The sequence below is a fragment of the Streptomyces sp. NBC_00038 genome (genome assembly GCF_026343635.1).
Taxonomy (GTDB): domain Bacteria; phylum Actinomycetota; class Actinomycetes; order Streptomycetales; family Streptomycetaceae; genus Streptomyces.
Genome location: NZ_JAPELQ010000001.1, coordinates 6247067 through 6271108, shown reverse-complemented (window position 1 = coordinate 6271108; position 24042 = coordinate 6247067). Strand labels below are relative to the sequence as shown.

Annotated in this window: 20 protein-coding genes, 1 pseudogene and 1 riboswitch; of the genes and pseudogenes, 12 read left to right on the top strand and 9 right to left on the bottom strand. The window is 70.3% G+C overall.

Features of this window, described 5'->3' with window-relative positions:
* Positions 1–28 precede the first annotated feature (28 nt).
* A complete protein-coding gene (locus OG219_RS28435; protein WP_266831138.1) occupies positions 29–400 on the bottom strand; it encodes a helix-turn-helix domain-containing protein in 372 nt (123 codons plus the stop codon).
* An 89-nt stretch (positions 401–489) separates the two neighbouring features.
* Here OG219_RS28435 and OG219_RS28430 point away from each other — a divergent pair, with 89 nt between their 5' ends.
* The gene (locus tag OG219_RS28430; protein ID WP_266831136.1) at positions 490–1344 is read left to right on the top strand and encodes an SDR family oxidoreductase; all 855 of its coding nucleotides are present in this window, start codon (positions 490–492) and stop codon (positions 1342–1344) included.
* Between the two features lie 141 nt (positions 1345–1485).
* Complete coding sequence (gene rarD, locus OG219_RS48180; protein ID WP_323183305.1) at positions 1486–2514, top strand: EamA family transporter RarD; 1029 nt, start codon at positions 1486–1488, stop codon at positions 2512–2514.
* A gap of 80 nt (positions 2515–2594) precedes the next feature.
* Here the strand turns inward: rarD and OG219_RS28420 are convergent.
* A pseudogene (locus OG219_RS28420) lies at positions 2595–3686 on the bottom strand (MFS transporter); the annotation flags it as partial.
* A gap of 162 nt (positions 3687–3848) precedes the next feature.
* Here OG219_RS28420 and OG219_RS28415 point away from each other — a divergent pair.
* Entirely contained in the window at positions 3849–4289 is a 441-nt protein-coding gene (locus OG219_RS28415; protein WP_266831132.1) for a helix-turn-helix domain-containing protein, read from the top strand.
* 87 nt (positions 4290–4376) lie between these two features.
* Here OG219_RS28415 and OG219_RS28410 read toward each other — a convergent pair whose 3' ends face one another.
* Entirely contained in the window at positions 4377–4958 is a 582-nt protein-coding gene (locus OG219_RS28410) for a CGNR zinc finger domain-containing protein (protein ID WP_266836260.1), read from the bottom strand.
* Between the two features lie 52 nt (positions 4959–5010).
* On the opposite strand from OG219_RS28410, the gene OG219_RS28405 reads away from it, so the two are divergent.
* Both OG219_RS28405 and OG219_RS28400 read left to right on the top strand, forming a co-directional pair.
* Positions 5011–5469 (top strand): VOC family protein, encoded by a 459-nt coding sequence (locus tag OG219_RS28405; protein ID WP_266831130.1) that lies wholly within the window; start codon positions 5011–5013, stop codon positions 5467–5469.
* A 168-nt stretch (positions 5470–5637) separates the two neighbouring features.
* Positions 5638–6585 (top strand): M28 family metallopeptidase, encoded by a 948-nt coding sequence (locus OG219_RS28400; protein ID WP_266831128.1) that lies wholly within the window; start codon positions 5638–5640, stop codon positions 6583–6585.
* A gap of 86 nt (positions 6586–6671) precedes the next feature.
* On the opposite strand, the gene OG219_RS28395 is transcribed toward OG219_RS28400, so the two are convergent.
* Positions 6672–7907 (bottom strand): tetratricopeptide repeat protein, encoded by a 1236-nt coding sequence (locus tag OG219_RS28395; RefSeq protein ID WP_266831126.1) that lies wholly within the window; start codon positions 7905–7907, stop codon positions 6672–6674.
* Between the two features lie 365 nt (positions 7908–8272).
* On the opposite strand from OG219_RS28395, the gene OG219_RS28390 reads away from it, so the two are divergent.
* Positions 8273–8854: a flavodoxin family protein gene (locus OG219_RS28390; protein ID WP_266831124.1), complete on the top strand. Its 582-nt coding sequence runs from the start codon at positions 8273–8275 to the stop codon at positions 8852–8854.
* Positions 8855–8871: 17 nt separating this feature from the next.
* On the opposite strand, the gene OG219_RS28385 is transcribed toward OG219_RS28390, so the two are convergent.
* The 5 genes from OG219_RS28385 to OG219_RS28365 all read right to left on the bottom strand — a co-directional run bounded on the left by OG219_RS28385 (position 8872) and on the right by OG219_RS28365 (position 14404).
* On the bottom strand, positions 8872–9741 hold the full coding sequence (locus tag OG219_RS28385) for an ABC transporter permease (RefSeq protein WP_266831122.1): 870 nt from the start codon (positions 9739–9741) through the stop codon (positions 8872–8874).
* Positions 9742–9745: 4 nt separating this feature from the next.
* On the bottom strand, positions 9746–10741 hold the full coding sequence (locus OG219_RS28380; RefSeq protein ID WP_266831120.1) for an ABC transporter ATP-binding protein: 996 nt from the start codon (positions 10739–10741) through the stop codon (positions 9746–9748).
* Between the two features lie 32 nt (positions 10742–10773).
* Positions 10774–11991, bottom strand: a complete 1218-nt coding sequence (locus tag OG219_RS28375; protein WP_266831118.1) for a DUF2092 domain-containing protein — start codon at positions 11989–11991, stop codon at positions 10774–10776.
* Positions 11992–12225: 234 nt separating this feature from the next.
* A complete protein-coding gene (locus OG219_RS28370) occupies positions 12226–13230 on the bottom strand; it encodes a CHRD domain-containing protein (RefSeq protein ID WP_266831116.1) in 1005 nt (334 codons plus the stop codon).
* Positions 13231–13393: 163 nt separating this feature from the next.
* Positions 13394–14404, bottom strand: a complete 1011-nt coding sequence (locus tag OG219_RS28365) for a polyprenyl synthetase family protein (RefSeq protein ID WP_266831114.1) — start codon at positions 14402–14404, stop codon at positions 13394–13396.
* Between the two features lie 340 nt (positions 14405–14744).
* Here OG219_RS28365 and OG219_RS28360 point away from each other — a divergent pair, with 340 nt between their 5' ends.
* The 6 genes from OG219_RS28360 (at position 14745) to OG219_RS28335 (ending at position 24005) form a co-directional block, all read left to right on the top strand.
* Positions 14745–16247 carry a peptide MFS transporter gene (locus OG219_RS28360; RefSeq protein WP_266831112.1) on the top strand — a complete coding sequence of 501 codons (1503 nt, stop codon included), beginning with the start codon at positions 14745–14747 and terminating at the stop codon, positions 16245–16247.
* 18 nt (positions 16248–16265) lie between these two features.
* Positions 16266–18272, top strand: coding sequence for a CocE/NonD family hydrolase (locus OG219_RS28355; RefSeq protein ID WP_266831110.1), 2007 nt, complete (start codon positions 16266–16268; stop codon positions 18270–18272).
* A 360-nt stretch (positions 18273–18632) separates the two neighbouring features.
* A riboswitch (cyclic di-AMP (ydaO/yuaA leader) is annotated at positions 18633–18784 on the top strand.
* A gap of 4 nt (positions 18785–18788) precedes the next feature.
* Positions 18789–19544 (top strand): LysM peptidoglycan-binding domain-containing protein, encoded by a 756-nt coding sequence (locus OG219_RS28350; protein ID WP_266831108.1) that lies wholly within the window; start codon positions 18789–18791, stop codon positions 19542–19544.
* Between the two features lie 148 nt (positions 19545–19692).
* On the top strand, positions 19693–21165 hold the full coding sequence (locus OG219_RS28345) for a hypothetical protein (RefSeq protein WP_266831106.1): 1473 nt from the start codon (positions 19693–19695) through the stop codon (positions 21163–21165).
* 252 nt (positions 21166–21417) lie between these two features.
* The gene (locus tag OG219_RS28340; protein ID WP_266831104.1) at positions 21418–22722 is read left to right on the top strand and encodes an AAA family ATPase; all 1305 of its coding nucleotides are present in this window, start codon (positions 21418–21420) and stop codon (positions 22720–22722) included.
* Positions 22719–24005: a VWA-like domain-containing protein gene (locus OG219_RS28335; protein ID WP_266831102.1), complete on the top strand. Its 1287-nt coding sequence runs from the start codon at positions 22719–22721 to the stop codon at positions 24003–24005. The genes OG219_RS28340 and OG219_RS28335 overlap by 4 nt, the downstream gene beginning before the upstream one ends.
* The last annotated feature ends 37 nt before the right edge of the window (positions 24006–24042 follow it).

The following is a 24042-nucleotide window of genomic DNA, read 5'->3' as shown; positions in this document are numbered from 1 at the left end:
CTCCGTACGTCCTCCAGGGCTCGGGCCGTCAGGTCCGGGCCCTGTCGTACACCTCGCGCGCCTTCAGCACGTCGTCCATCCGCTCGTTCGTCCAGGTCCCCAGCGCGCTCACCAGCTGGGCGGCCTCGCGGCCCAGGTCGGTGAGGGAGTAGTCGACCCGGGGCGGGATCACCGGCTTGGCGTCGCGATGGACGAGACCGTCGCGCTCCAGGGTCTGGAGGGTCTGGGTCAGCATCTTCTCGCTGACCCGGCCGATCGCGCGGCGCAGCTCGCTGAAGCGGTACGAGCGTTCGTTCAGCTGGATCAGAACGAGGACGCCCCAGCGGCTGGTGACGTGCTCCAGGACGAGGCGGTGCGGGCACATGGCCTCGCCCTCGACACTCCACTTACTTACGGACATGCCAGTACCTTACTTCAAAGTGGGTACTTTCGAGAAGTTAGTGCACCTCCTAGGGTGAGTGCCAAGCCACCCGCTAGGAGATATCAGCCATGAGCATCGTCGTCACCGGAGCCACCGGAAACCTCGGCCGCCACGTCATCGAGGGCCTGCTGGAGAAGGTCCCGGCCGACCAGATCACCGCCGTCGTCCGCGACACGGAGAAGGCCGCCGGCTTCGCGGCCCGCGGCGTGAAGATCGCGGTAGCCGACTACAACACCCCCGAGACCTTCGACGGCGTCATCTCCGCCGGTGACAAGGTGCTGCTGATCTCCGGCAACGAGTTCCACCTCGGCCGCGTGGGCCAGCACCAGGTCGTCCTCGACGCCGCCAAGACGGCAGGGGCCGCGCTCCTCGCGTACACCAGCGCTCCCGGCAGCCTGACCGCCGCCCTGGCCGACGACCACCGGGCCACCGAGGCGGCGATCCTCGCGTCCGGTCTGCCGTACTCCCTGCTGCGCAACGGCTGGTACAACGAGAACTACACCGAGAACCTCGCCCCCGTTCTCGAACACGGCGCCGTCGTCCAGGCCGCCGGCGAGGGCCGGATCGCCGGCGCCACGCGCGCCGACTACGCGGCCGCCGCCGTGGCGGTGCTGACCGGCGAGGGCCACGAGAACTCGACGTACGAGCTGAGCGGCGACACCGCGTTCGGCTTCGCCGAGTACGCCGCCGAGGTGGCCCGGCAGTCCGGCAAGGAGATCGTCTACAACGCCGTTCCCACCGCGGTCTACACCGGCATCCTGACCGGCGCCGGGCTGCCCGAGGCCTTCGCCACGATCCTGGCGGGTGTCGACGAGTCCGTCGCGAAGGGCGAGCTGGCGGTCACGACCGGCGACCTGTCCCGGCTGACCGGCCGCCCGACCACGCCGATCGCCGAGTCCATCGCGGCGGCGCTGAAGGGCTGACTCCCCCTCGGGCTCTCGGTACCGCTCTCCGAACCCCCGCCTGTAACGACCGTATGGCGATACGGGCATGACAGGCGGGGGCGCTCGGCGTTACCTTCTTGAAGGCCGTACGGACACGGCCGAAGGGGCAAGGAGGACGCGGTGGCGGCGAAGGCCAGGGGCGAACAGCACATAGGTCTGCTGAACGGCATCGCGGCATACGGCATGTGGGGGCTCGTCCCCCTGTTCTGGCCGCTCCTGGAGCCTGCCGGCGCGGTCGAGATCCTCGCCCACCGGATGGTGTGGTCGCTGGCCTTCGTCGGGATCGCGCTCGTCGTGATGCGGCGCTGGGCCTGGGCCGGTGAGCTGATACGGCAGCCGCGCAAGCTCGCACTGATCACGGTGGCCGCGGCCGTCATCACCGTGAACTGGGGCGTCTACATCTGGGCTGTGAACTCGGGTCACGTGGTCGAGGCCTCGCTGGGCTACTTCATCAACCCGCTGGTCACCATCGCGATGGGTGTGCTGATCCTCAAGGAGCGGATGCGCCCCCTTCAGTGGACGGCGGTCGGCGTCGCCTTCGCGGCGGTGGTCGTGCTCACCCTCGGATACGGCAGCCCGCCGTGGATCTCCCTCATCCTCGCCTTCTCCTTCGCCACCTACGGGCTGGTGAAGAAGAAGGTCAACATCGGCGGCATCGAGTCGCTCGCCGCCGAGACGGCCATCCAGTTCCTGCCCGCGCTCGGCTTTCTGCTGTGGCTGGGGTCGGCCGGGAAGGCGACCTTCGGCACGGAGGGCGTGGGGCACATGGCGCTGCTCGCGGCGACGGGCGTGGTGACCGCGCTTCCGCTCGTCTGCTTCGGCGCGGCCGCGATCAGGGTCCCCCTGTCCACGCTGGGACTCCTCCAGTACCTCGCCCCCGTCTTCCAGTTCCTCCTTGGCATCCTCTACTTCCACGAGGCGATGCCGCCCGAGCGCTGGGCCGGGTTCGCACTGGTCTGGCTCGCGCTGTCGCTGCTCACCTTCGACGCGTTGCGCACCGCGCGCCGAGCGGCTCGCACGCTCAGGGCCGAGACCAGCGCACCCAGGACCACCATCGCCACCGGCACGGTCAGCGCCGCCCGGAAGGCGGACAGCATCGCGTCCGGATCATTGGCGGCAGACCCCGATCCCGTCGACGCCAAGCCGTAGACCGCGGTCACCACCGATATCCCGATCGCCGAGCCGAACTGCGTCGCCGTGTGCAGCAGCCCGCTCGCCAGCCCCTGCTCCGACTCGGCCACGCCTTCAGTCGCCGCGATCGTCAGCGGCCCGTAGGCGAGCGCGAAGGCGGTCCCCGCGAGGATCAGGGTCGGGAACATCGCCGCGTACGACCAGTCCGCGCCGACGGGCAGGAACAGCCCGTACGCGATCACGGCCAGCACGAAGCCGCCGAGGATCACCCGCGCGTGGCCGAACCACTCGACCAGTTTCGGCGTGAGCGTCGGGGCGAGCACCGCGTCGCAGCCCATCACTACGAGGGCGATCGCCGTCTGGAACGCCGACCAGCCGCGCAGTTCCTGCAGGTAGAGCGTCAGCACGAACTGGAAGCCGAAGAAGGCGCCCAGGAAGAGCAGCGCACCGAGGTCGGCTCGGACCACCGTGCCCGTACGGAGGATGCCGAGGCGTACGAGGGGGGTGGCGGCGCGGCGCTCGACGAAGACGAAGGTGGTGGCGAGGAGCAGCGCCGCGAGTGCCGCCCCCGCCGTCAACTGCCAGCCGTGCAGGCCGTGTTCGAGACGGATGACGGCGTAGGCGGCGAGAAGCATGGCTCCGGCGGCGGTGACGGCGCCGGTGAGGTCGAATCGCCGTTCTGCCGTACGGGGTTGGGGGCGCCCTTCCTGTACGGGGATCAGCCGGATCGCCGCGGCCAGGATCGCGCCCGCAAGGAGGACCGGCGCGAAGAACACCCAGCGCCAGCCGAGTTCGGTGAGCAGGCCGCCGATGACGAGGCCGAGGGAGAAGCCGCCGGCGCCCGTGCCCGCGAAGACCAGCAGGGCCTTGTTGCGCTGGGGACCCTCCTCGTACGACGTCGTGATCAGGGACAGGGCCGCCGGGGTCATGAACGCGGCGGAGACTCCCGTGACGAAGCGGGCGACGATCAGCATCCAGCCCTCGGTGGCGAAGCCGCCGATCCCGGAGAAGGCGACGAAGACCGCCAGCCAGATGAGGAACATCCGGCGGCGGCCCAGCAGGTCGGCGGCGCGTCCGCCGAGGAGGGTGAAGCCGGCATAGCCGAGGACGTAGGCGCTCATCACCCAGGCCGCGGTGCCCGTGGTCAGGTCGAGGTCGGATCTGATGGAGGGGATCGCGACCGCGAGCATCGCGACGTCCGCACCCTCCAGGAAGATCGTTCCGCAGAGGACGAGGAGCAGGGCCCAGGCTCGCTTGCCCACGGTGAACTCCTTTTCGGCAGGGGACGGTTACTCGGGTGAGGGTCGGTTCCCTCTTGTAACCACCGCCAGCCTGCGGCAGCATCGACAGGCATGGAAGAAGGCACTTCGAAGTCACTGAGTAACTGCGAAAGTACCGCCGACTACGGGGATGCGGACCCCTTCCAGTGGGACACCCGTGAGGACTGCGAGGTGCGGCAGATCCTCGACCGGATCGCCGACAAGTGGTCGCTGCTGGTGATCGCGCTGCTTGAGCGGCGTGTGCTCCGGTTCACGGAGTTGCGGCGGGAGATCGACGGGGTCAGTCAGCGGATGCTGACGGTTACCTTGCGGCAGCTTGAGCGGGATGGGCTGGTGAAGCGGACGGTTCATGCGGTGGTGCCGCCGCGGGTGGAGTACGAGCTCACTCCGTTGGGTGGGACGTTGCATGCGACCATCCAGTCGCTGGTGACGTGGACGGAGGTGCATCGGGGGGAGATTGCTTCGGCTCGGGTTGCCTATGACTCGCGGGGGGCTGCCGTGGGGGGTGGGTGACGGCGGTTTTATCGCCCCCTCCGCCCCTTCCCGTCCCGTTTCTGGGGGCTCCGCCCCCAGACCCCCGTTCGCCCGAAGGGCTCGTCCTCAAACGCCGGACGGGCTGGAGCGGGCTCGGTGGGCTCGGACCTTGTTGAGGTTGCCGCAGTGTTCCATGGCGCACCAGCGGCGGCGGCCGGGGCGGGATGTGTCTACGAAGAGCAGGTAGCAGTTGTGGGAGCCGCATTCGCGGATGCGGTCGGCGTGTGGGCCGGTGAAGAGGTCGACGGCGTCGCGCGCGACGGTGGAGAGGAGCTGGGTGCCCGTGGCTCCGGGGGCCCAGGCGCGGGTTCCGTCCGGCTCGATGCGGGCGGCGAGCGGGGGTTCGGCCGCGGCCGCGTTGACGGCGGCCAGGTCTCGGGGGCTCGGGGGGCGGCCGTGGGCGCGGTCGGCGGTCAGTAGGAACAGGGCATCGCGAACCGCCCGTGTGCGCTCCAACTCCAGCTGGGTTATGGACAGCTCGAGTCCCGGTGACAGGCGGCTCCGGTCCACCCAGCGCGCCAGGTCGGACGGCTCGTGCAGCACCTCGTAGCGGGCGAACTCGCCCGGGCCGCCCGTCGTCAGCAGCTCCAGGCAGAGCGCTCCCGGGTCGAAACGGTAGGCCTTCCCGCCGTACGACACGAGGGTCATCCCCGGCGATTCCATTGCGCGCTCGCTCACGTAACCACTATAAGTGGTTACCATGACTCACGCGACCCTGCACTGGAAGCTCGTCATCGACTCGGCCGACCCGCACGCACAGGCCGACTTCTGGGCCGGCGCGCTCGGCTACGAGGTCGAGGACAACAGCGCGCTCGTCGAACGGCTGCTGGGCGCCGGTGCCGTACCGGCCGAGCTCACCGTCGAGTCCCACGGCCGCCGGGCCTTCCGGGACCTGATCGCCGTACGGCATCCGGACGATCCGTACGAGGAGGCGAGCGGGACCGGGCTCGGGCGGCGACTGCTCTTCCAGCGGGTGCCGGAGCCCAAGACGGTCAAGAACCGGCTGCATCTGGACCTGCACGCCGGGCCGGAGCGGCGCGAGGCGGAAGTCGCGCGGCTGGAGGGGCTCGGCGCGAGTGTGCTTCGCCAGGTGAAGGAGCCCGGGGGTGAGTGGGTGGTGATGACCGACCCCGAGGGGAACGAGTTCTGCGTGCAGTAGGCGGTTCGCCGTACGGACGGGGTTCCGGGTGCGAACTGATCGCATCCGCTATCTGAACAACCGTGACCGGATTGCGCTCTTGACGGAGCCTCAGGCTCAGCTTCACCATCAGGCACCCCATTCACTGTGGAATCCCTGTGGATTCCCACGGAATTCGGAGCCCCCCACATGAAGCTCTCCGTTCCCGGGCGCGCCGGTGCGGCTGCCATCGTCACCGCCGTCACGCTCCTCACCACCGGCGCGATAACCGGCGCGGCACCCGCATCCCCCCTCGCGGCTGCCGCGCCCGATCTCCCCGTGGCCAACGTCAAGGCCCATCTCGCACAGCTCCAGTCCATCGCCACCGCCAACGGCGGCAACCGCGCGCACGGCCGCACCGGCTACAAGGCGTCCCTCGACTACGCGAAGGCCAAGCTGGACGCGGCCGGATTCACCACGACCGTCCAGCAGTTCACGTCCGGCGGACGCACCGGGTACAACCTGATCGCCGACTGGCCCGGCGGCGACACCAACCAGGTCGTCATGGCGGGGTCCCACCTCGACAGCGTGACGGCGGGGGCCGGCATCAACGACAACGGGTCCGGATCGGCCGCCGTCCTTGAGGCCGCGCTCACCGTCTCCCGTACGCAGTACCAGCCCACCAAGCATCTGCGGTTCGCCTGGTGGGGCGCCGAAGAGCTGGGCATGGTCGGTTCCAGGTACTACGTGAACAGCCTGACCACCGCGAACCGTTCGAAGATCAGCGGCTATCTCAACTTCGACATGATCGGTTCGCCGAACCCCGGCTACTTCGTCTACGACGACGACCCCACCATCGAGAAGACCTTCCAGAACTACTTCACAGGCATCGGCATCGCGACGGAGATCGAGACCGAGGGCGACGGCCGCTCCGACCACGCCCCCTTCAAGAACGCGGGCATCCCCGTCGGCGGCCTCTTCAGCGGCGCGGACTACATCAAGACGGCGGCCCAGGCGGCGAAGTGGGGCGGTACGTCGGGCAAGGCCTTCGACGCCTGCTACCACTCCTCGTGCGACACGACGTCGAACATCAACGACACGGCGCTGGACCGGAACGGGGACGCGCTCGCCTACGCGGTGTGGGAGCTGTCCTCATAGGCAGTTGCCGGTGCGCGGTACCCATTTGAACTCGGCCCCGGCGGAGCACATCCCGTTCCGCCGGGGCCTGTTCGGCTCCGTGTTCGTCAGTTGTCGCGGGCCCGTTCGGTCAGGCGGCCCATGCGGGTGCGGGCCTTCTCGAGTTGTTCGACGTCGTCGGCGGCGGGGCCTTCGCCGGCCGCCAGCTCGGTCCACACGTCGATCAGATCGCGTCCGAGGTTCAGTCCCTGCAGGGGGTCGCGGACGGCGCGCCAGGCCGTGGCCGCGCTCTGTACGTTGCCGTACGCGGCTTCCGGGTCCCGGTGCCGGCGCAGGACCCTGGCCAGGTCGAGCGACAGGTGGAAGGACCGGACCGCGTCACCGGCCAAGTAGGCGATGTACGCGGACAGTTCACGCAGTCGGAGCACCTCGGGATGCTCCGGGCCCAGCGCCTGAGCCCCCTCGGCCACGGCCCGTTCCGCCATGCCCGCGGCCTCCTCGATCCTGCCCTCCTTCACGGCCTCGTTGATCCGCGCCACGGGTTCCACGAGAAAAGCCGCCTCACCCGAACCTTCCACCGACACCGGCGCCAGTACCGCTTCGGCGACGGCGTCGAAGCCCCGCGGCGGAGTGGGCTTCGACTCCGGCTCCGGCTCGGGGTCCGCTTCCAGACCCAGGTGCATCAGGGACCTGGAGGCCTCCCGAGCAGGAGCCTGGTCCGGTGCCGGGCCGAACACGCCCGTCGGGGGTGCCGCCACACCGTACGCGGTGCCCCTCGGCTCGGGGTCGGTGGCCGCGGGGGGCCATACGGGTTCGGGCGCCGGGGGCCACACCGGTTCGGCCGGCGGGGCGGGGGGCGTCACGGGCAGCGGGGGCCTCGGCCTCGCCGGCGCCGGCGGTTGTTCCGCCTGCTGCACCTGTGGCAGCTGTGGCAGCTGCCGGGGCTCGGGCGGCTGCGGCTGCGGCTGCGGTTCGAACCGTTGCGGCTCCCCCATGTGCTGACTCGACCCGTCCACGTACACCTGAATGGGTACGACGAAGCCGGTGCGTTCGTCGTGGATCGAGGCGAGGACGGGATGGCCGATGGAGAGGGCGATGCGGTGGAGGTGGTTGAGGACGGCGTCCTGAACCGTCTCGCCGGGGGCGGCGACGACCGGCATGCCGCCGACCGTGGCCTCGCCGGCCGGGGCGGCTCCCCCGAGCGGAGCGGTGCTCCCCGCCGGGGCCGGCACCCGTACCTCGATCGGCGTCACCCCGGCGGCCGGGTGCTCCCCGGCGACGGCATCCTGGTCGGCGCGCCGCCGCTTGAGTTCCCGCTTCTGTTCGCGGCTGAGTCGAGACATCGTGCCCTCACTCGGGGTGATCGGGGGAGGAAGGGGAGGACGGGGCGGAGAGAGCCGAGGGTGACGAACCGGCCTCGCCCACCGACTCACCCTGGTCCCGCCGACCACAGCCCGTCAACGTGGGCAGTCCCGTGACGGACACGACCCCGGTGGCGATCATCCTCGTACGCATCCTCGCCCCTCCGCTCATCTGGGCAACGGCCGGGGTGCCGAATACGCCCCGGCCTTCTGACCGAGACTGACGCCGATCACCGACCGCACGGTTTCCGAGCTCGCCCGACTGGACCGCTACATGCGTACGCATATATTGTGCACGCATGTAGTCGCGGCAGCCGCCGTTCGCCACGCGCACTCCAGGGGGACCCATGACCCGCCAGTTCCTGTTCCTGCTCGGCAGCAGCCGCTCGGACAGCAACACCGAGATGCTGGCCCGCAAGGCCGCCGAGCAGTTGCCCGCGGAGGTCGGGCAGCGCTGGCTGCGCCTCGCCGAGCATCCGCTGCCGGACTTCGCGGACCTGCGCCACGACAGCGACCATGCCCGACCGACCGAGGGCTCCACGGGCCTGCTCCTCGACGCGACGCTCGCCGCGACGGACATCGTCATCGCGTCGCCGCTGTACTGGTACTCGGTCTCCGCGCACACCAAGCGCTACCTCGACTACTGGTCGGGCTGGCTGCGCACTCCCGGCGTCGACTTCAAGGCGACGCTTGCGGGGCGCAACCTCTGGGGCGTCACCGTGCTGGCGCACGAGGAGCAGGAGGTCGCCGACCCGCTGGTCGGCACCCTCAACCACTCGGCCGCGTACATGGGCATGCACTTCGGCGGCGTCCTGCTCGGCAACGGCAGCAAGCCCGGTGACGTACTGAACGACACCGAGGCCCTGGCCCGCGCGAAGACGTTCTTCGCGCAGCGGCCGCCGCTCGCGCGTTTCCCGTACGACAGCTGAGTCCCGGGAGCCGGCGCTCAGGCCGTGATGTCCTTCGTCGTGAACCGCGCCCAGGCCGCCGATCCGAACACCGCCGCGTACAGGGCTTGCAGGCCGAGGTTGCGGACCAGGTCGTCCCAGTACACCGGGTCGCGCATGAGGTCGGCGAAGGACAGCCAGTAGTGGGAGAAGAAGTACGGCTGGAGCGCGTGCAGTTGGGGGATCTGGTCGAGGATCTGGATGGTGATGAGGAGCCCGACGGTCGTCGCCATCGCCGCGATTCCGCTGCCTGTCAGCGTCGAGATGAACAGGCCGAGCGCCGCAACGCCGATCAGTGACGCGGCGACGACCAGCGCGATGAGCAGGGCTCTGCCGAGTCCCTCCGCGAAGCTGATCCGGGTCCCGGAGATCGTCGTCAGCTCACCCAGTGGGAACAGCAGGGCGCCCATCGCGAGCGCCGAGGCCGCCACGACGAGGGTCGCGACCAGGCAGAACGTCATGGTGGTCGCGTACTTGGTGAGGAGGAGGCGGGTGCGGCCCGCGGGGGCGACCAGGAGGTAGCGCAGGGTTCCCGCGTTCGCCTCGCCCGCGATCGCGTCGCCCGCGATGACGCCGATCGCCATCGGCAGGAAGAAGGGGAGCGTCGCGGCGAGCGCCGTGAACACCAGGAACAGGCCGTTGTTGGTGATCTGCGAGATGAACGCCGGTCCACCGCCGCCGCCTTGGCCGCCCCCGGATCCGTCGCCCGTCTCGATCTTGATGGCGATACCGATGAGGACGGGCACCGCCGCGAGTACGCCGAGCAGCGCGATGGTCCGCCACCTTCGGAAGGTGGTGACCAACTCGCTGCGGAACAGCCCGAACGTCCACAGCGGACTCGGCGCACGCATCGTTTCGGCCCGCGTCATGACCTCAGCCCGCGACATCGAAGCCCTCCCCCGTCAGCGCCACGAACGCGTCCTCCAGCGAGGCCCGTTCGACCCCGAAGCCGCGGACCCGGACGCCCGCCGTGACCAACGCGGCGTTCAGCTCGGCGAGTTCGCGGTCCGGAGGCTCGGCGGTCACCCCCGTGTCCGTCACGACGAGATCCCCGACTCCCTGTTCCTTCAGCACGCGCGCCGCATCCGCCGGGTCGGGGGTCGTCACGACGAGACGTCCGCGCGCACCCGCCGCGAGGTCCGCGACCGCGCCCTGCGTGATGAGCCGGCCCTGCGCCATCACGGCCGCGTGGGTGCAGACCTGCTCGATCTCGTCGAGCAGGTGCGAGGAGAGGAAGACGGTCGTACCTTCCGAGGCCAACTCCCTTATCAGGGAACGGATTTCGCGCATGCCCTGCGGATCGAGGCCGTTGGTCGGCTCGTCCAGGACGAGCAGGCGGCGGGGCTGGAGCAGCGCGGCCGCGAGCCCGAGCCGCTGCTTCATGCCGAGTGAGTACGCCTTCGCCTTCTTGCCCGCGGCGGCGGCCAGTCCGACCCGGTCGAGGGCGGCCGCGACGCGCGTACGCCGGGTGCGCGGGTCGGCGGTCGGGTCCGCGGCGTCGTACCGGAGGAGGTTGTCGCGCCCGGAGAGGAAGCCGTACAGCGCGGGGCCCTCGATGAGCGCGCCCACGTGCGGGAGCACGGCGCGGGTGGCCCGGGGCATGGGCCGCCCCAGGACGCTCGCCGTGCCGGAGGTCGGCTCGATCAGGCCCATCAGCATGCGGATGGTGGTGGTCTTGCCCGAGCCGTTGGGCCCCAGGAAGCCGAAGACACTGCCCGCCGGGACGGTCAGATCCAGGCCGTCGACGGCGAGCTGTCCGCCGCGGAAGCGCTTGGTGAGCGCACGGGTGACGATCACGGTGTCCTCAAGGGGCACCGCCTCTCCCACCTCGTCCACCAGGTCGGGCTCCGCGGCGGACAGTTCCTCCATGGGCTCCTCAATCCGTGCTGTGCATACGGGACTTACTGGGCCGCGTTGGCCGCCTTGACCAGTGCGTCCTTGGTGACGGCACCCGCGTACACCTTGCCGTCGTCCGTGATCAGCGCGTTGACCAGGCGGGTCGAGAAGACCGTGCCCGAGCCGAACTTACCGGTGACCTGGTCGCCGAGGGAGTTCAGGAACCCGTCGACGTCGCTGTTGCCGGAGGAGCCGGACGGCACGCCCTCGCCGCCGGTGTCGAACTCGGCGATCGCGTTCCAGCCCTCGCCGATGGTCTTGAGACCGTCGAGGCCCTGGCCGAGACCCTCTTCGAGCCCCTCGTCGGACTTCTGGGAGGACTCCGGCGCCTGCACGTCGTCGCCCTCGGTGACCTTCGCACCCTTGGGCGGGGTGAAGTCGAAGGTCGACGCGGCCGGCTTGGAGAAGTCGACCTTGGTGAAGCCCGCGTCCACGACGGCCGCGCCGCCGCTCGCCGGGGTCAGCGTGAACTTGAGCGGCAGCCCCGTCTTCGAGTCGACCGCGATGCTGATCGCGCCGACCGTGGAGCCGGACTGCTTCGGCTTGATGAGCAGCTTGTACGCGTCACGGCCCGCGACCTGCGCGGTGCCGTCGACGGTCACGGAGGTGGTGTCGTCGACGGCCTTGAGGGCCTCGTCGGCGAGCTCCTTGGGAGTGGCCGGGACGTCCTCCTGCTCCTTCTGCGTCCCGGACTTGGACGTGGTCGCGTGGTAGACCTCGTTCGACTCGCTGTCGTAGCCCCACACGTCCGTGCCGTTGTGGATGAGGCTGTACTCGGCGGCGCTGTCCAGGAGGGAGATCTTGGACTTGTCCGGGCCGTCGGTTGCGACCCGCAGCGTGTGCGTGCCGGCGGCCAGCTCCATGAGCTTGGACGACGGATCGGCGGAGGAACCGCCGTCGTCGCCACCCTGTACGGCGCCGGAAGCGAAGCTGCTCTCCAGGCCACCGAGGTCGGGCAGCCCCAGGTCGGTGCTGATCTTGACGGTGCCGGACAGCTGCTGGACGTCCGACTTGGCGATCTTCTCGATGAGCTGCTGGGCGCTGATCTTCGGCAGGTCGGGGTCACCGGAGTCGGCGAGCGCCGGGACCAGCCCGATGGTCGCCGCCGCCACGCCCATCACCGCGACCGGGACGACGTAACGCGCCGCCTTCCGCCGGCCGGCGCGCACATCCTCGGCTTCGCCGGCGTTCGTGCTGCTGTCGTCGGATTCGTACGGTGCCATGTGTGCCTTACCTCCGTCGTCGGCGGCGGCTCGTCGTCCTGCGCTGCTCCACTCTTAGCCGCCATTCTCACCCGAACCGGTGAGGAGTGGTGTTGTCAATCTGACCAAATCGGCAAGAGAGAAGCGTCAGACCCCGGACTCAACTCCACGTACTCCTGCGGTATGACGTCACGAGGTGGCGCCTCCCCCAACCCGTAGGGGTCGGAGGAGGCGCCACCTCGCCGGGTTGGTCCGTCAGCGCTGCACGAACACGTAGTCGGCCTGGTAGGGCACGCCCACGACGGCGCCCGGCGAGCAGGAGCCGGCCGGGGCGACGCCGCCCACGGTGTTGAGGCGCAGGATCTCCTCGGTACCGGCCAGCAGGCCGCGGTGCTTGCCGGACTGGGTGGCCTTGAGGTCGAGCTCGGGGATGTTCTTGTCGCCGTTCGGGGTCCTGCTGATCACGGCGCCGGTGACCGCGCTGCGATCGGGTGCGATCCACTGCGGCGTTCCGGAGTTGGGCTTCACGAACGAGTGTGCGATGTTCCCGCCGAGTACGGCCGCGACGTCACGCTGGGCGAAGGCGTACCCGCCGCCCTCGGCCGCCTTGCACTCGTAGATCTGCTCGCCCTTGACGACGGACGCCTGGAAGTTCTTCAGGGCGCCGCGGAAGTCGAAGGATCCGGTGACCTTGTGGAGCTGGCCGCGGACGGCGCCGCCCGGGAACTCGGCGGTGTGCAGATTGGCGTAGAACGAACCCGGGTCGCTCTTCAACTGCTGGAGGAGCGCGGTGTCCTTGACCGTCACGGTCCCGGTGACGGTGCGGCCCTTGCTCTTGGCCAGCAGCTTGGTGAAGTCGACCTTGACGCCGCCGTTGGTGCCCTTGGCGCCCTGGTGGATGTGCAGCAGGGTCGGCTTGCCGGTGCCGCGCCACTTCACGGCGACGGACACCTTGCTGCCCTGGACCTTGACGAACTCCAGGGCCGCGCCGTCCTTGTCACCGACGGCGGGGCCGCCCTGGACGGGGACCTCGTTGGCGCCGTTGAGGCTGGTGGCGAGGATGGTGCCGCCCTTGCCGCCCACGACTCCGCTCTGCACGGCGATGGTCTGGTCGCCGTGCCCGGCGTGGCTCTTGGTGTCGCTTCCGCCGGCGGCGACCGCCGGGATGACGGCGGCGGCGACTCCGGCCGCGGCGGCCACCGCGACACCGGTCAGGATCAGGCTCTTGCGACGCGTTGTGAACGTGGCGTTCGATCCCATGATTCTGTTTTCTCCCCGTATCTCAGCTGACGCCCCCTGCGTCAGCTTCTGGGGGGACATACGGACTCGATCTCAGACTGGACTCAATCCAAGAGTGTGACGTAGGCCACAGCGATTCCGGTGGGATTCTTACGGGTTCCTGCCGGATTCCTGCCGGGGCAGGTCAGCCTGCCCGGTGCACCACGAGGTCGCACAACTCCACCAGCGCCGCCTTCGCGTCGCACTCCGGCAACGGAGCCAGCGCGGCCCGCGCGTCCTCCGCGTACCGCACGGTGTCCCGCCGGGCCTGCTCGAGAGCCGGGTGCTCCCGCAGCCGGGCCAGCGCCTCGGCGTGCCGGGCGTCATCCGTCATGTCGGAGTCGAGCAGCTCGCACAGCGCGATGTCCTCGGCGAGACCGAGCCGCTCCACCCGCTCACGCAGGCGCAGCACCGGCATCGTGGGAATGCCTTCACGGAGGTCCGTCCCGGGCGTCTTGCCCGACTCGTGCGAGTCGGACGCGATGTCCAGTACGTCGTCCGCGAGCTGGAAGGCGACGCCGAGCCGCTCCCCGTACTGGGTCAGCACGTCCACGACCGTCTCGTCGGCACCGGACATCATCGCGCCGAACCGGCACGCGACGGCGACCAGGGATCCGGTCTTGCCGCTGAGCACGTCGAGGTAGTGATCGACCGGGTCACGTCCGTCGCGCGGGCCCGCGGTCTCCAGGATCTGTCCGGTGACGAGCCGTTCGAACGCCTCGGCCTGGATCCGGACGGCGTCGGGACCGAGGTCCGCCAGGATGTAGGAGGCGCGGGCGAAGAGGAAGTCGCCGGTGAGGACGGCCACCGAGTTGCCCCAGCGGGTGTTCGCGCTGGGCACCCCGCGCCGTACGTCCGCCTCGTCCATGACGTCGTCGTGGTACAGCGTGGCGAGATGCGTCAGCTCGACGACCACGGCCGAGGGCACGACACCCGGCGCGTAGGGGTCCCCGAACTGCGAGGCGAGCGTCACGAGCAGCGGCCGGAACCGCTTCCCGCCCGCACGCACGAGGTGCTGGGCGGCTTCCGTGATGAAGGGGACCTCGCTCTTGGTGGCTTCGAGCAAACCCTCCTCGACAGCCGCCAATCCGGCCTGGACATCGGCTTCGAGAGCCTGGTCCCGCACGCTCAGCCCGAACGGCCCGACGACGGTCACGAGAGGTTCTCCTGTCTGCTGACGATCACACGGCGAACTCGGTCGATCATTCGGTCGGTGACGCGGTTTGTCGATGTGTCGCTGCCATCACTCAAGTCAGCGTATCCGGTCACGTTTCGATCACCACGAGCGCCCACCGTCCCCATAGCCGACTTCCCTCACCAGTTCCCCCGGGCGGGAGGGGCGGGCACAGCCCGGGCGGTATCGGATCGCGAGAGGTATGTTCTTGATCAACTAATACGAGCCGATATACGCCGACTTGCCGCACTCGGTGGCAGACCTCAGTGGCCCCAGCGACCCCCTGCGTGCCCGACAGGGACCAGTAAGGAGACCGGCAGCCGTGTCCCGAAGCACCGTCGAAACCGAGCCCGGCAGCGAGCCGCCTCCGGGTGACGACCATGCCTTCTTCGGCCAGCCCAGGGGCCTGCTCACCCTCTCCGGCCTGGAGGTCTGGGAACGCTTCTCGTTCCTCGGCATGCAGGCGATCCTCGTCCTCTACTTCGCCGACACCGTCGCCCACGGCGGTATGGGCATGTCGTCGGGCACGGCCGCCTCCGTCTCGGCCGCGTACGGCACCCTCGTCTACCTGGTCTCGGTCGCCGGCGGCTGGCTCGCCGACCGGATGCTCGGCTCGTACCGCGCGGTCCTGTGGGGCGGCATCCTGATCGCCTGCGGCCACTACTCCATGGCGGTGCCGACGGCCACCATGACCTGGGTCGGCCTGGGCCTGATCAGCGCGGGCACCGGCCTGCTCAAGCCCAACGTCGCCACCATGGTCGGCAAGCTCTACCGCACCGACGACGACCGCCGCGACGCCGGCTTCGCCCTCTACTACATGGCGATCAACATCGGCGCCTTCGCGGGCCCGCTCATCACCGGCTGGCTCGGCGACCACCGGGGCTGGCACTGGGGATTCTCGGCGGCGGCGATCGGCATGACCTTCGGCCTGATCCAGTACGTCATGGGCCGCCGTCACCTGGCCGGACGCAAGCACTCGGCGGAATTCGCCCTCGCGCCCGACGCGATGCGCCGCGCGGTCCTGGTGATCGTCCTCGGCCTCCTCGCGGCGGCGGTACTCGCGACTCTCCTCGCGGTGGTCGGCTACCTGACGATGGACCGCTTCGTCGACCTGCTGACCCTCATCTCGGTGATCGCGCCGGTCGTCTACTTCGCGGTGATGTTCAGGAGCCCCCGGGTGACGGACGACGAACGCGGCCGCCTGCGCCCGTACATCGTCCTCTTCCTCGCCTCGACCGTCTTCAACTTCATCCTCTTCCAGGCGTACTCGACGATGATGCTGCTCGCGGCGTCGAACGCCGAGACCACGATCCTCGGTTACGACTTCCCGGCCAGCTGGTACGCCTCCGCGCTCGGCGCCTTCGAGGTCGCCCTCGCGCCCGTGGTCGCCGCGCTGTGGGTCCGGATGGGCCACCGCCAGCCGCACGCCTCCAACAAGATCGCGATCGGGGTCGTGCTCGGCGGCCTGTCGTTCCTCCTGATGGTGCTGCCGACCAGCGGTCACAGCAGCGACGACTACCTGATGTCGGCCTGGTGGATCGTCGGCTCGTACTTCCTGCTCGGCCTCGGCGACATCCTCCTGGAGACCTCCGGCATGTCGGCCACCACGAAACTCGCCCCGGCCGCCTTCTCCAGCCAGACCATGTCCCTCTGGTTCCTGTCGCTCGCGCTCGCCAACGGCATCCAGGCGCAGACCGTGAAGCTCTACGACGACGTCTCCAAGCCTGCCTACTTCGGCGTCAACGGCGCGATCGCGGTGGCCGCGGGCCTCGCCGTGATGGCACTCGCGCCCTGGCTGCGCCGCACGATGCACCCCGTCCACTGAAGCCACTGGGATCCCGCCATGCGCATCCGTACGTCCTTCCCCTACGAGTCCGCTCACGAGGACGTCCTCATCCCGCTCCCGGACGGCACCCGCCTGTACGCCCGCGTCTGGCGCCCGCTGACCGACGAACCCGTACCGGCGCTCCTCGAGTACCTCCCGTACCGCCTCACGGACTGGACCGCGCCACGCGACTGGCAGCGCCATCCCTGGTACGCCGGACACGGCTACGCCTCCGTCCGCGTGGACGTCCGCGGCCACGGCAACTCGGAGGGCATGCCGACGGACGAGTACTCGGCGGTGGAGCTGGCGGACGGCGTGGAGGTGGTCAACTGGCTTGCTTCCCAGCCCTGGTGCTCCGGCAAGGTCGGCATGTTCGGCATCTCCTGGGGCGGCTTCAACTCCCTCCAGATCGCGGCCCTCGCGCCCGAACCGCTCAAGGCGATCGTCACGGTCTGCTCGGCGGACGACCGCTACGACAACGACGTGCACTACATGGGAGGTTCCGTCCTCGCCGTCGACATGCACGCCTGGGCGGCCACCATGCTCGCCTTCGCCGCCCGCCCGCCGGACCCGGTGCACGTGGGCGAGGTGATGTGGCGCGACATGTGGGTGAAGCGGCTGGAGGCGGTGGACCCCTTCATCCACACCTGGCTGGAGCACCAGACCCGGGACGCGTACTGGCGCCACGGCAGCGTCTGCGAGGACTACGGCGCGATCCAGGCCGCCGTCCTGGCGGTGGGCGGCTGGCACGACCCGTACCGGGACACGGTGTTGCGCCTGGTCGAGAACCTGCCACCCGATCGCGTACGAGGCCTGATCGGCCCCTGGTCGCACCAGTACCCGGACCGGGGCCTGCCGCCGGGCCCGGCGATCGGGTTCCTTCAGGAGACGCTGCGGTGGTGGGACCACTGGCTGAAGCCCTCCTCCGGTTCCGGCAGGGGCGTGATGTCGGAGCCGCTCCTCCGCTCGTACGTCAGTGACTCGCATCGTCCGGCAACGGTGTACGAGGTGTTGCCGGGCCGGTGGGTGGGCGACGAGACCTGGCCGTCGCCCGCCGTGACGCCGGTCTCGTACGGCCTCCAGGGCGCGCCGGTACTGGTGCGCTCCCCCATGCACACGGGCGTGGACGCGGGCCGCTTCTTCCCCTTCGGGAACGACGCGGACCTGCCGCCGGACCAGCGGGAGGAGGACGGCCGTTCGGCGTGCTTCGAGTTCGAAGTCCCGGAGGAGACCTGGGTGTTGGGGCGCCCGAAGGTGCGGTTGCGACTCACCTCGCACGCCGAGCGCGGCCAGGTGATCGCCCGGGTCTGCGACGTGGCCCCCGACGGCTCATCGACCCTCGTCACCCGCGGCGTCCTGAACCTGTCAGCACGTCACGGCCGTGACCAGGCGGTTCCCTGGAAACCGGGCTCTACGGAGGACGTGCTTTTCGAGCTGAACGGCATCGGCCACGCCTTCCCCGCGGGCCACCGCATCCGGCTGGCCGTCTCCTCCGCGTACTGGCCGTGGATCTGGCCCCAGCCCGGCTCGGAGGCGGGCTTCACCCTGGACCCGGCGGGCAGCGCCCTCGAACTCCCCGTACGGGCAAGGCAGTCGTCGTTCCCGATCACCTTCGAGGAGCCGGAGGAGTCCGAACCCCTGGGCGTCGTCGTGCCGGCAACCCTCGACGAACCACGCCCCGAACGCCTCGTCGTACGCGACGTCGCCAAGGGCGAGTGGCGCCTCGAAGTCGACCCCCGCTACGGCGGCACCCGCGTCTATCCCGACGGCCTCGAATTCACGGAGGACGCGCTGGAGACGTACACGATCAACGAGTCGGATCCGCTGTCCGCGCGGACCCGGTCGACTTGGTCGATCCGGCTGCACCGGCCGGAGTTGCCTTGGGACGCGCGGGTCTCCACGACCTCCGAAATCACCTGCGATGCCCATGACTTCATCACCTTGAACGAGGTGATCTGCAGCGACGGGGACGAAGTCGTGTTCCACCGGACGTGGGAGCGGCGAATTCCGCGGACGGCAGGCTAGGCGGCCGCCTATTCCGCGGGACAGGGGGCTGGGCGGCCACCCGGTCATCGCGCCTTCGGGCATCCAGCAGATGCCCGTATTGCACCTAGATTGCCTACGTCGCCGCTTTGTTCACGCTTGGTCGCGTGAAATGGGTCACGTCCGGACAAGATCGACATCTGACCCCGCCTCACAATTGCCCGTTCGCGAAAGGCAAGTTGAGTTTCACATTCCGGTGGAATCGGGCGATTCTCTCTGCAATCCACCGAGGCAAAAGCGATCTACGCCGCGAAATCGGGCCTTGTTCCCGACATGTGCTCTCGCATACGTTCGCGTCGATCCAGGCGGAACGCCGAATCCTGCCGCCGCCCGGAAACCCCACCCACCCACACGCTCACGGCAGGAGCGGGGGACCCAGGTAAGCCGCCGATCCGGACTCCGGAACGGCTAGGGGTAAAGCCGCGCCCACCCACGCGGCCGGGCAGCTCCCGCCCGAACCCGACAGCTCACCTCGCAGGCGCCGGAGAGGAATTCGCCATGCCCGCACGAGGCAAGCACCGCCGCCCCAGGACCAACCACCTCACCCGCGGCATGGTCGCCGCCGGAACGGGCGGAGCCGCACTCGCACTCCCCCTGGTGAGCGCGACCGGCGCCCACGCCGCCACCCAGGCGTCCGTGCCCGCCCAGGCCACCGCGGTGGCGAAGGCCGCTCCGGCCGCGGTCCCCGACGTCAAGCTCGTCACGTACAAGGTCACCGCGGGCGACACCTTGTCCAAGATCGCGCGAGAACACACCAAGGACGGCAGTTGGCAGGCGCTCTACAAGGCCAACGCCGCGGTCATCGGCGGCGACCCGGCGGCGATTCGCCCGGGCACGACCCTGACGGTTGGCACGAAAACCGCCAAAACGTCCGCTAAGTCGACCGGCTCCACCACGGATTCCGCCGCGGCCCCCGCCACCACCGCGACCTACACCAACGACCTCGACGGCTGGATCAAGGAGGCCCTGGCCATCATGGCCCAGTCCGGAATCCCCGGCTCCTACGACGGCATCTACCGCAACATCATTCGCGAGTCCGCGGGAAACCCCCTGGCCATCAACAACTGGGACTCCAACGCCGCCGCCGGCACCCCGTCCAAGGGCCTCCTCCAGGTCATCGACCCGACCTTCACGGCCTACCACGTGGCCGGCACCTCGATGGACCCCTACGACCCGGTCGCGAACATCACGGCGGCCTGCAACTACGCCGCTGCGAAGTACGGTTCGATCGACAACGTCAACGGGGCCTACTGAGTCGGACGCATCCCCCTGAGCGGTCCGCACCGGGTCCGCACCTCAGAAAATGCACCTGCCGGATCGCGGTCGGGGGCGTTATGCTCGCCGCGATGATGACTCAATCCGTAGGCAGATTGGGGGTCCCATCCGCGCAAGGTGAGTGCTGATGCTCACTCAGACCGCGAATGGGGATTCCCGCCTTTCCTTCTGGCTGCGCGTGCGCGAGTTCGCCGTGCCGCCTTCCATGATCGAGACTGCGACCGCCCGCCGCTCCGCCGGGGACTGGGCGGGGGCGTGCGCCGCCGCAGGCATCGACGTCGATTTCAATCTGCGTTCCGTGGCGCGCACGCATGGCCGCGGCCTCGCAGCCCGGATCCGGGCCGATCTCCGCCATCTGGCTCCCGACCTGTTGCGCTGGCACCTGCCGAGGGTCGCTCCCGACGGGCTGCTGCGGCCGGGGCTGACCATCGCCCTGGCTCGGTACGGGTCTCGATACGGGTCTTGGCACGAGTCTCGGTACGAGGACGTAGCTGCGGGGCGTGAGGGCGAGCACCCGGTGTACCTCGTGGTCCGGACTCCGCCCGCCTGGGCGGACGCCGGTCAGCGGATCAGCCTCGCGCTGTGGGGCCGCCCCGGCATCGAGTCCGGCTCATGTCGGCATCCGCATCCTCATCCCAACCGGCGGTACCGGCTCGACCTGCACCGGCACCTGTGGGACGCGCGCAGGGCCGACGAACTGCGGGTCCGGTCCGGGGCCGATCGGCTGCGCGCCCCCTCCGCCGACCCGGATCCGCCGGCGATGGTGCCGCAGGGGCACCGGTGTGCCGTCGACCGATGGGCGGCCGAGGCGCGGATCCTGCTCCACGCCGAAGGGCGGCCCGACGGTATCGGAACCGTCGCCGTGCGGCCCGGGGCCCGGCACCGGCTGGCCCTGGAACTGATCGCGGACAGGGACGGCCCCGGGCCACCCGCCATGCGAATCGCCGCGGCGCCCACGGACGGCAGCGCATCCGCACTGCCGGTCCTGCCCGACGCGGCGACCTGGGTGCTGCCCGATCTGGAACTGATCCGCACCGGTTCGATCGAGGTCGACCGGCTGCATCCGCTCGTCGCCTCGGCACTGGTACCGGGGCGCTCGCCGACCCGCGCCTCCCCCGTTCCGGACCGGGCCCCGGGGCAACCGCGACTCGTGGACTGCCGTGGCGCCGAGCACCGGATCGGCCTGGTCGACGGGGTACTGGCGGCGCTGGACCACGACCCTGCCGAGATCCGCCGTGAGGAACTGCTGGTCGCGCTGACCGGCACTCCGCTTCCCTGCCTGCAGGCCATCGACGAGGCGCACCGTCGCCCGGACTGTCTCGTCGGCGTCCGAGAACGCCTGGTCCATGGCGACATCACCGGCGCGCTGGCCGTCGTCGAGGGCTTGCTCGGCCCCGACGCGGTGCTGCGCGGCGGCGCCCTGCGGGACGAGCTGGAGGCGGCCGCGGACCGGCGGATCACCTACGGGCTGTTCAGGGCAGGCCTGATCGGACCCGCGCCGGGATCCGGGCCCGACGGTGTCAGCTGCCACCCGGCTTGTCACCGTCCCCGCGCCCGTGAACGCGGGCGCTCGCGGGCGCGCCGGGCGAGCTTGCGCTGACGCGGGGGTCTCCGTCGGGGCCGGGCACGCGTCCTTGCTCTGATCCTTGCTCCGACGCGTGGGCCTCCGTCCGGGCCCGCTTCCTTGCGCTGACGCGGGGCCTCCGTGCGGGCCCGCCACGCTTCCCCACATCGACGCGGGGGTCTCCCGCCGCTCCAGGGATCTCCGCCGCACCGGGAATCTCCCGCCACTCCGGGGGACCTCCGTCCCCCACACCCGCCTCTCCCACCACGAACCCAAAGGTGATGAAACATGACCACTTGCACCCCGTTCGCCACAACAGCCACCCCCTCCGCCCAAGCCCCAGCCAAAGCCCTCGCCCCCGCTCCAGCCCCCGCCTCCCAACTAGACGTAGCCGGCGACCTGCTGACCCTCCTCCGCGACGCCACCACCGAACCCCGCCCCGACACCCAGCTGGAGGCCCTGACGCTGGCCGTGGCCGCCGACCTTCCCGTACTCCTGTGGGGCGAGCCGGGGATCGGCAAGACCGCTGCCCTGACACAGCTCGCCGCGGCCCTGGATCTTCCGCTGACCACGGTGATCGCCAGCGTGCACGAGCCGTCCGACTTCTCGGGGCTGCCCATCGTCGGAGACGATCCCGCGGAACAGGGTGTGCCAATGGCCCCGCCGGACTGGGCAGTTCGCCTGGTACGGGCCGGCCGAGGTCTTCTGTTCCTGGACGAGCTGTCCACCGCGCCGCCGGCCGTTCAAGCCGCGCTGCTCCGCCTCGTGCTCGAACGGCGGATCGGCTCGCTTCAACTGCCGCCAGGGGTAAGGATCGTGGCCGCCGCCAATCCGCGATCCTCGGCGGCCGACGGCTGGGAACTGAGCCCGCCGCTGGCCAACCGGTTCGTCCACCTCCAGTGGACCCACGACCACGACGTCGTCGTACGCGGCCTCGGCGGGACCTGGCCCCGGGCGACACTGCCGCTGCTCGCCCCGGAGAAGTTGCCGGAGGCCGTGGACTTCGCCCGCCGCGCGGTGTGTGGACTCCTCACCGGCCGGCCCAAGCTCGTCCACCAACTGCCCAGCAACGAAACCCGCCGGGGCGGCGCCTGGCCCTCCCCCCGGAGCTGGGAGATGACCCTGTGCCTGATCGCCTTCGCGACCGCGGCCGGCTCCTCCCGGGAGGTACTTTCCCTGCTGGTCAGAGGCACCGTCGGCGACGGTCCGGGCCTGGAACTACTGGCGAGCCTGGACCGGATGGACCTCCCGGACCCCGAATCGCTTCTCGCCGACCCGACGGGTATCGCCCTGCCCGAGCGGGGAGATCTACGCCAGGCAGTGCTCGACGGTGTGGTGGCGGCGGTCCGCAAGCGTCCGGAGAAGTCCCGCTGGGACGCGGCGTGGACGCTCCTGGTCCGGGCCGTGGAGACCGGAGCCCCGGACCTGGTGGTCGTCCCCGCGACCACACTCGCCACGCTGCGCCAGGACGACTGGGACGTTCCGGCAACGATCGAGCAGCTGGCCGGGGTGGTGTCCCTGTCCCGGCGCGCGGACCACGCGGCCGCACAGACCGCCACCCGTGCCGCGGCCAACGCGAAGGCCGGCCGATGACCCCGAACCCGTACGCACCGGGGACGCTGAGCCCCGACGTCGACCCCGCCCCTGCCCCCGCCCTCGACCTCGACCTCGACAAACTCTTCGCCGCCCGATTGCACGCCGCCCGAGCCCGGCCCTACTTGGCGACGGCCCTGTTCGCCCTGCACACCGTGGAGTCACGGCGGGTGCCGACGATGGCCGTCGACCGGTACTGGCGGTGCTACGTCTCGCCGGCCTTCGTGGACCTGACCCCGGTCGAGGAACTGGCCTCGGTATGGGTCCACGAGGTGTCCCACCTGCTCCGCGACCACCACGGGCGCAGCGACCGGTACGCCCGGGAGCAAGAGCTGACCGGCCCGGCGGAACGACTGCGGATGAACATCGCCGCGGACTGCGAGATCAACGACGACGCCTTCGGTGACGGGCTGGTCCAGCCCGAGGACGCCGTCGTACCGGGGACCTTGGGGCTGCCCGAAGGCCAGCTCATGGAGGCCTACCTGCGCCACGTCCGGCTCGGCCTGTACGCACAGCACGCGGCCTGGCTGGACTGCGGCAGCGGCGCCGACGGGCTGGAACGGGACTGGGAGCTGGGCCCCGACGGTGCGCACGGCCTCAGCGCGCAGGAACAGGACGCGGTCCGGTTCCGGGTGGCGCAGGGCATCAAGGCCCGTCCGGGCCACTCCCCCGAGGGGTGGCGACGATGGGCGGAGGAGGCGTTCCACCCGCCGCAGCCCTGGCGGGAGTTGCTGGGAGCGGCGGTCCGCTCGGCGGCCTCCGGCTCCGGAGCGGGCGAGGACTACACCTACGGCCGACCGTCGCGGCGCTCGGCCGGGGTGCCCGGCGCGATCCTGCCGAGCCTGCGGCGCAGGCCGCCCCGGGTCTCCGTGGTCATCGACACCTCCGCGTCGGTCAGTGACGCCGAACTGGGCAGCGCGCTCCTCGAAGTTGCCGCGATCTCCCGCGCCGTGGGCGGCCGTCGCGACCTGATCACCGTGGTGCCGTGCGACGCGGCCGCCCGGATCGCACACCCGTTGTGCCGCGCCGAGGGGATCCCACTGGTGGGCGGCGGGGGTACGGATCTGCGCACAGGCTTCGCCAAGGCCCTCCGAGCCGGATCCCGACCGGATGTCATCGTGGCCCTGACCGACGGCCAGACACCCTGGCCGGCCACCCGGCCACCGTGCCGGACGGTGGTGGGCCTGTTCCCGCGGCAGCAGGCCCGGTCGTGGGACGAGGACGATCCCGACTACGTGCCGGACCCGCCGCCCGAGTGGGCACGAGTGGTGGACATCGGGTAGGCCCCTTCAACGGGTCGGATGGGGGCCTGCGGTACTC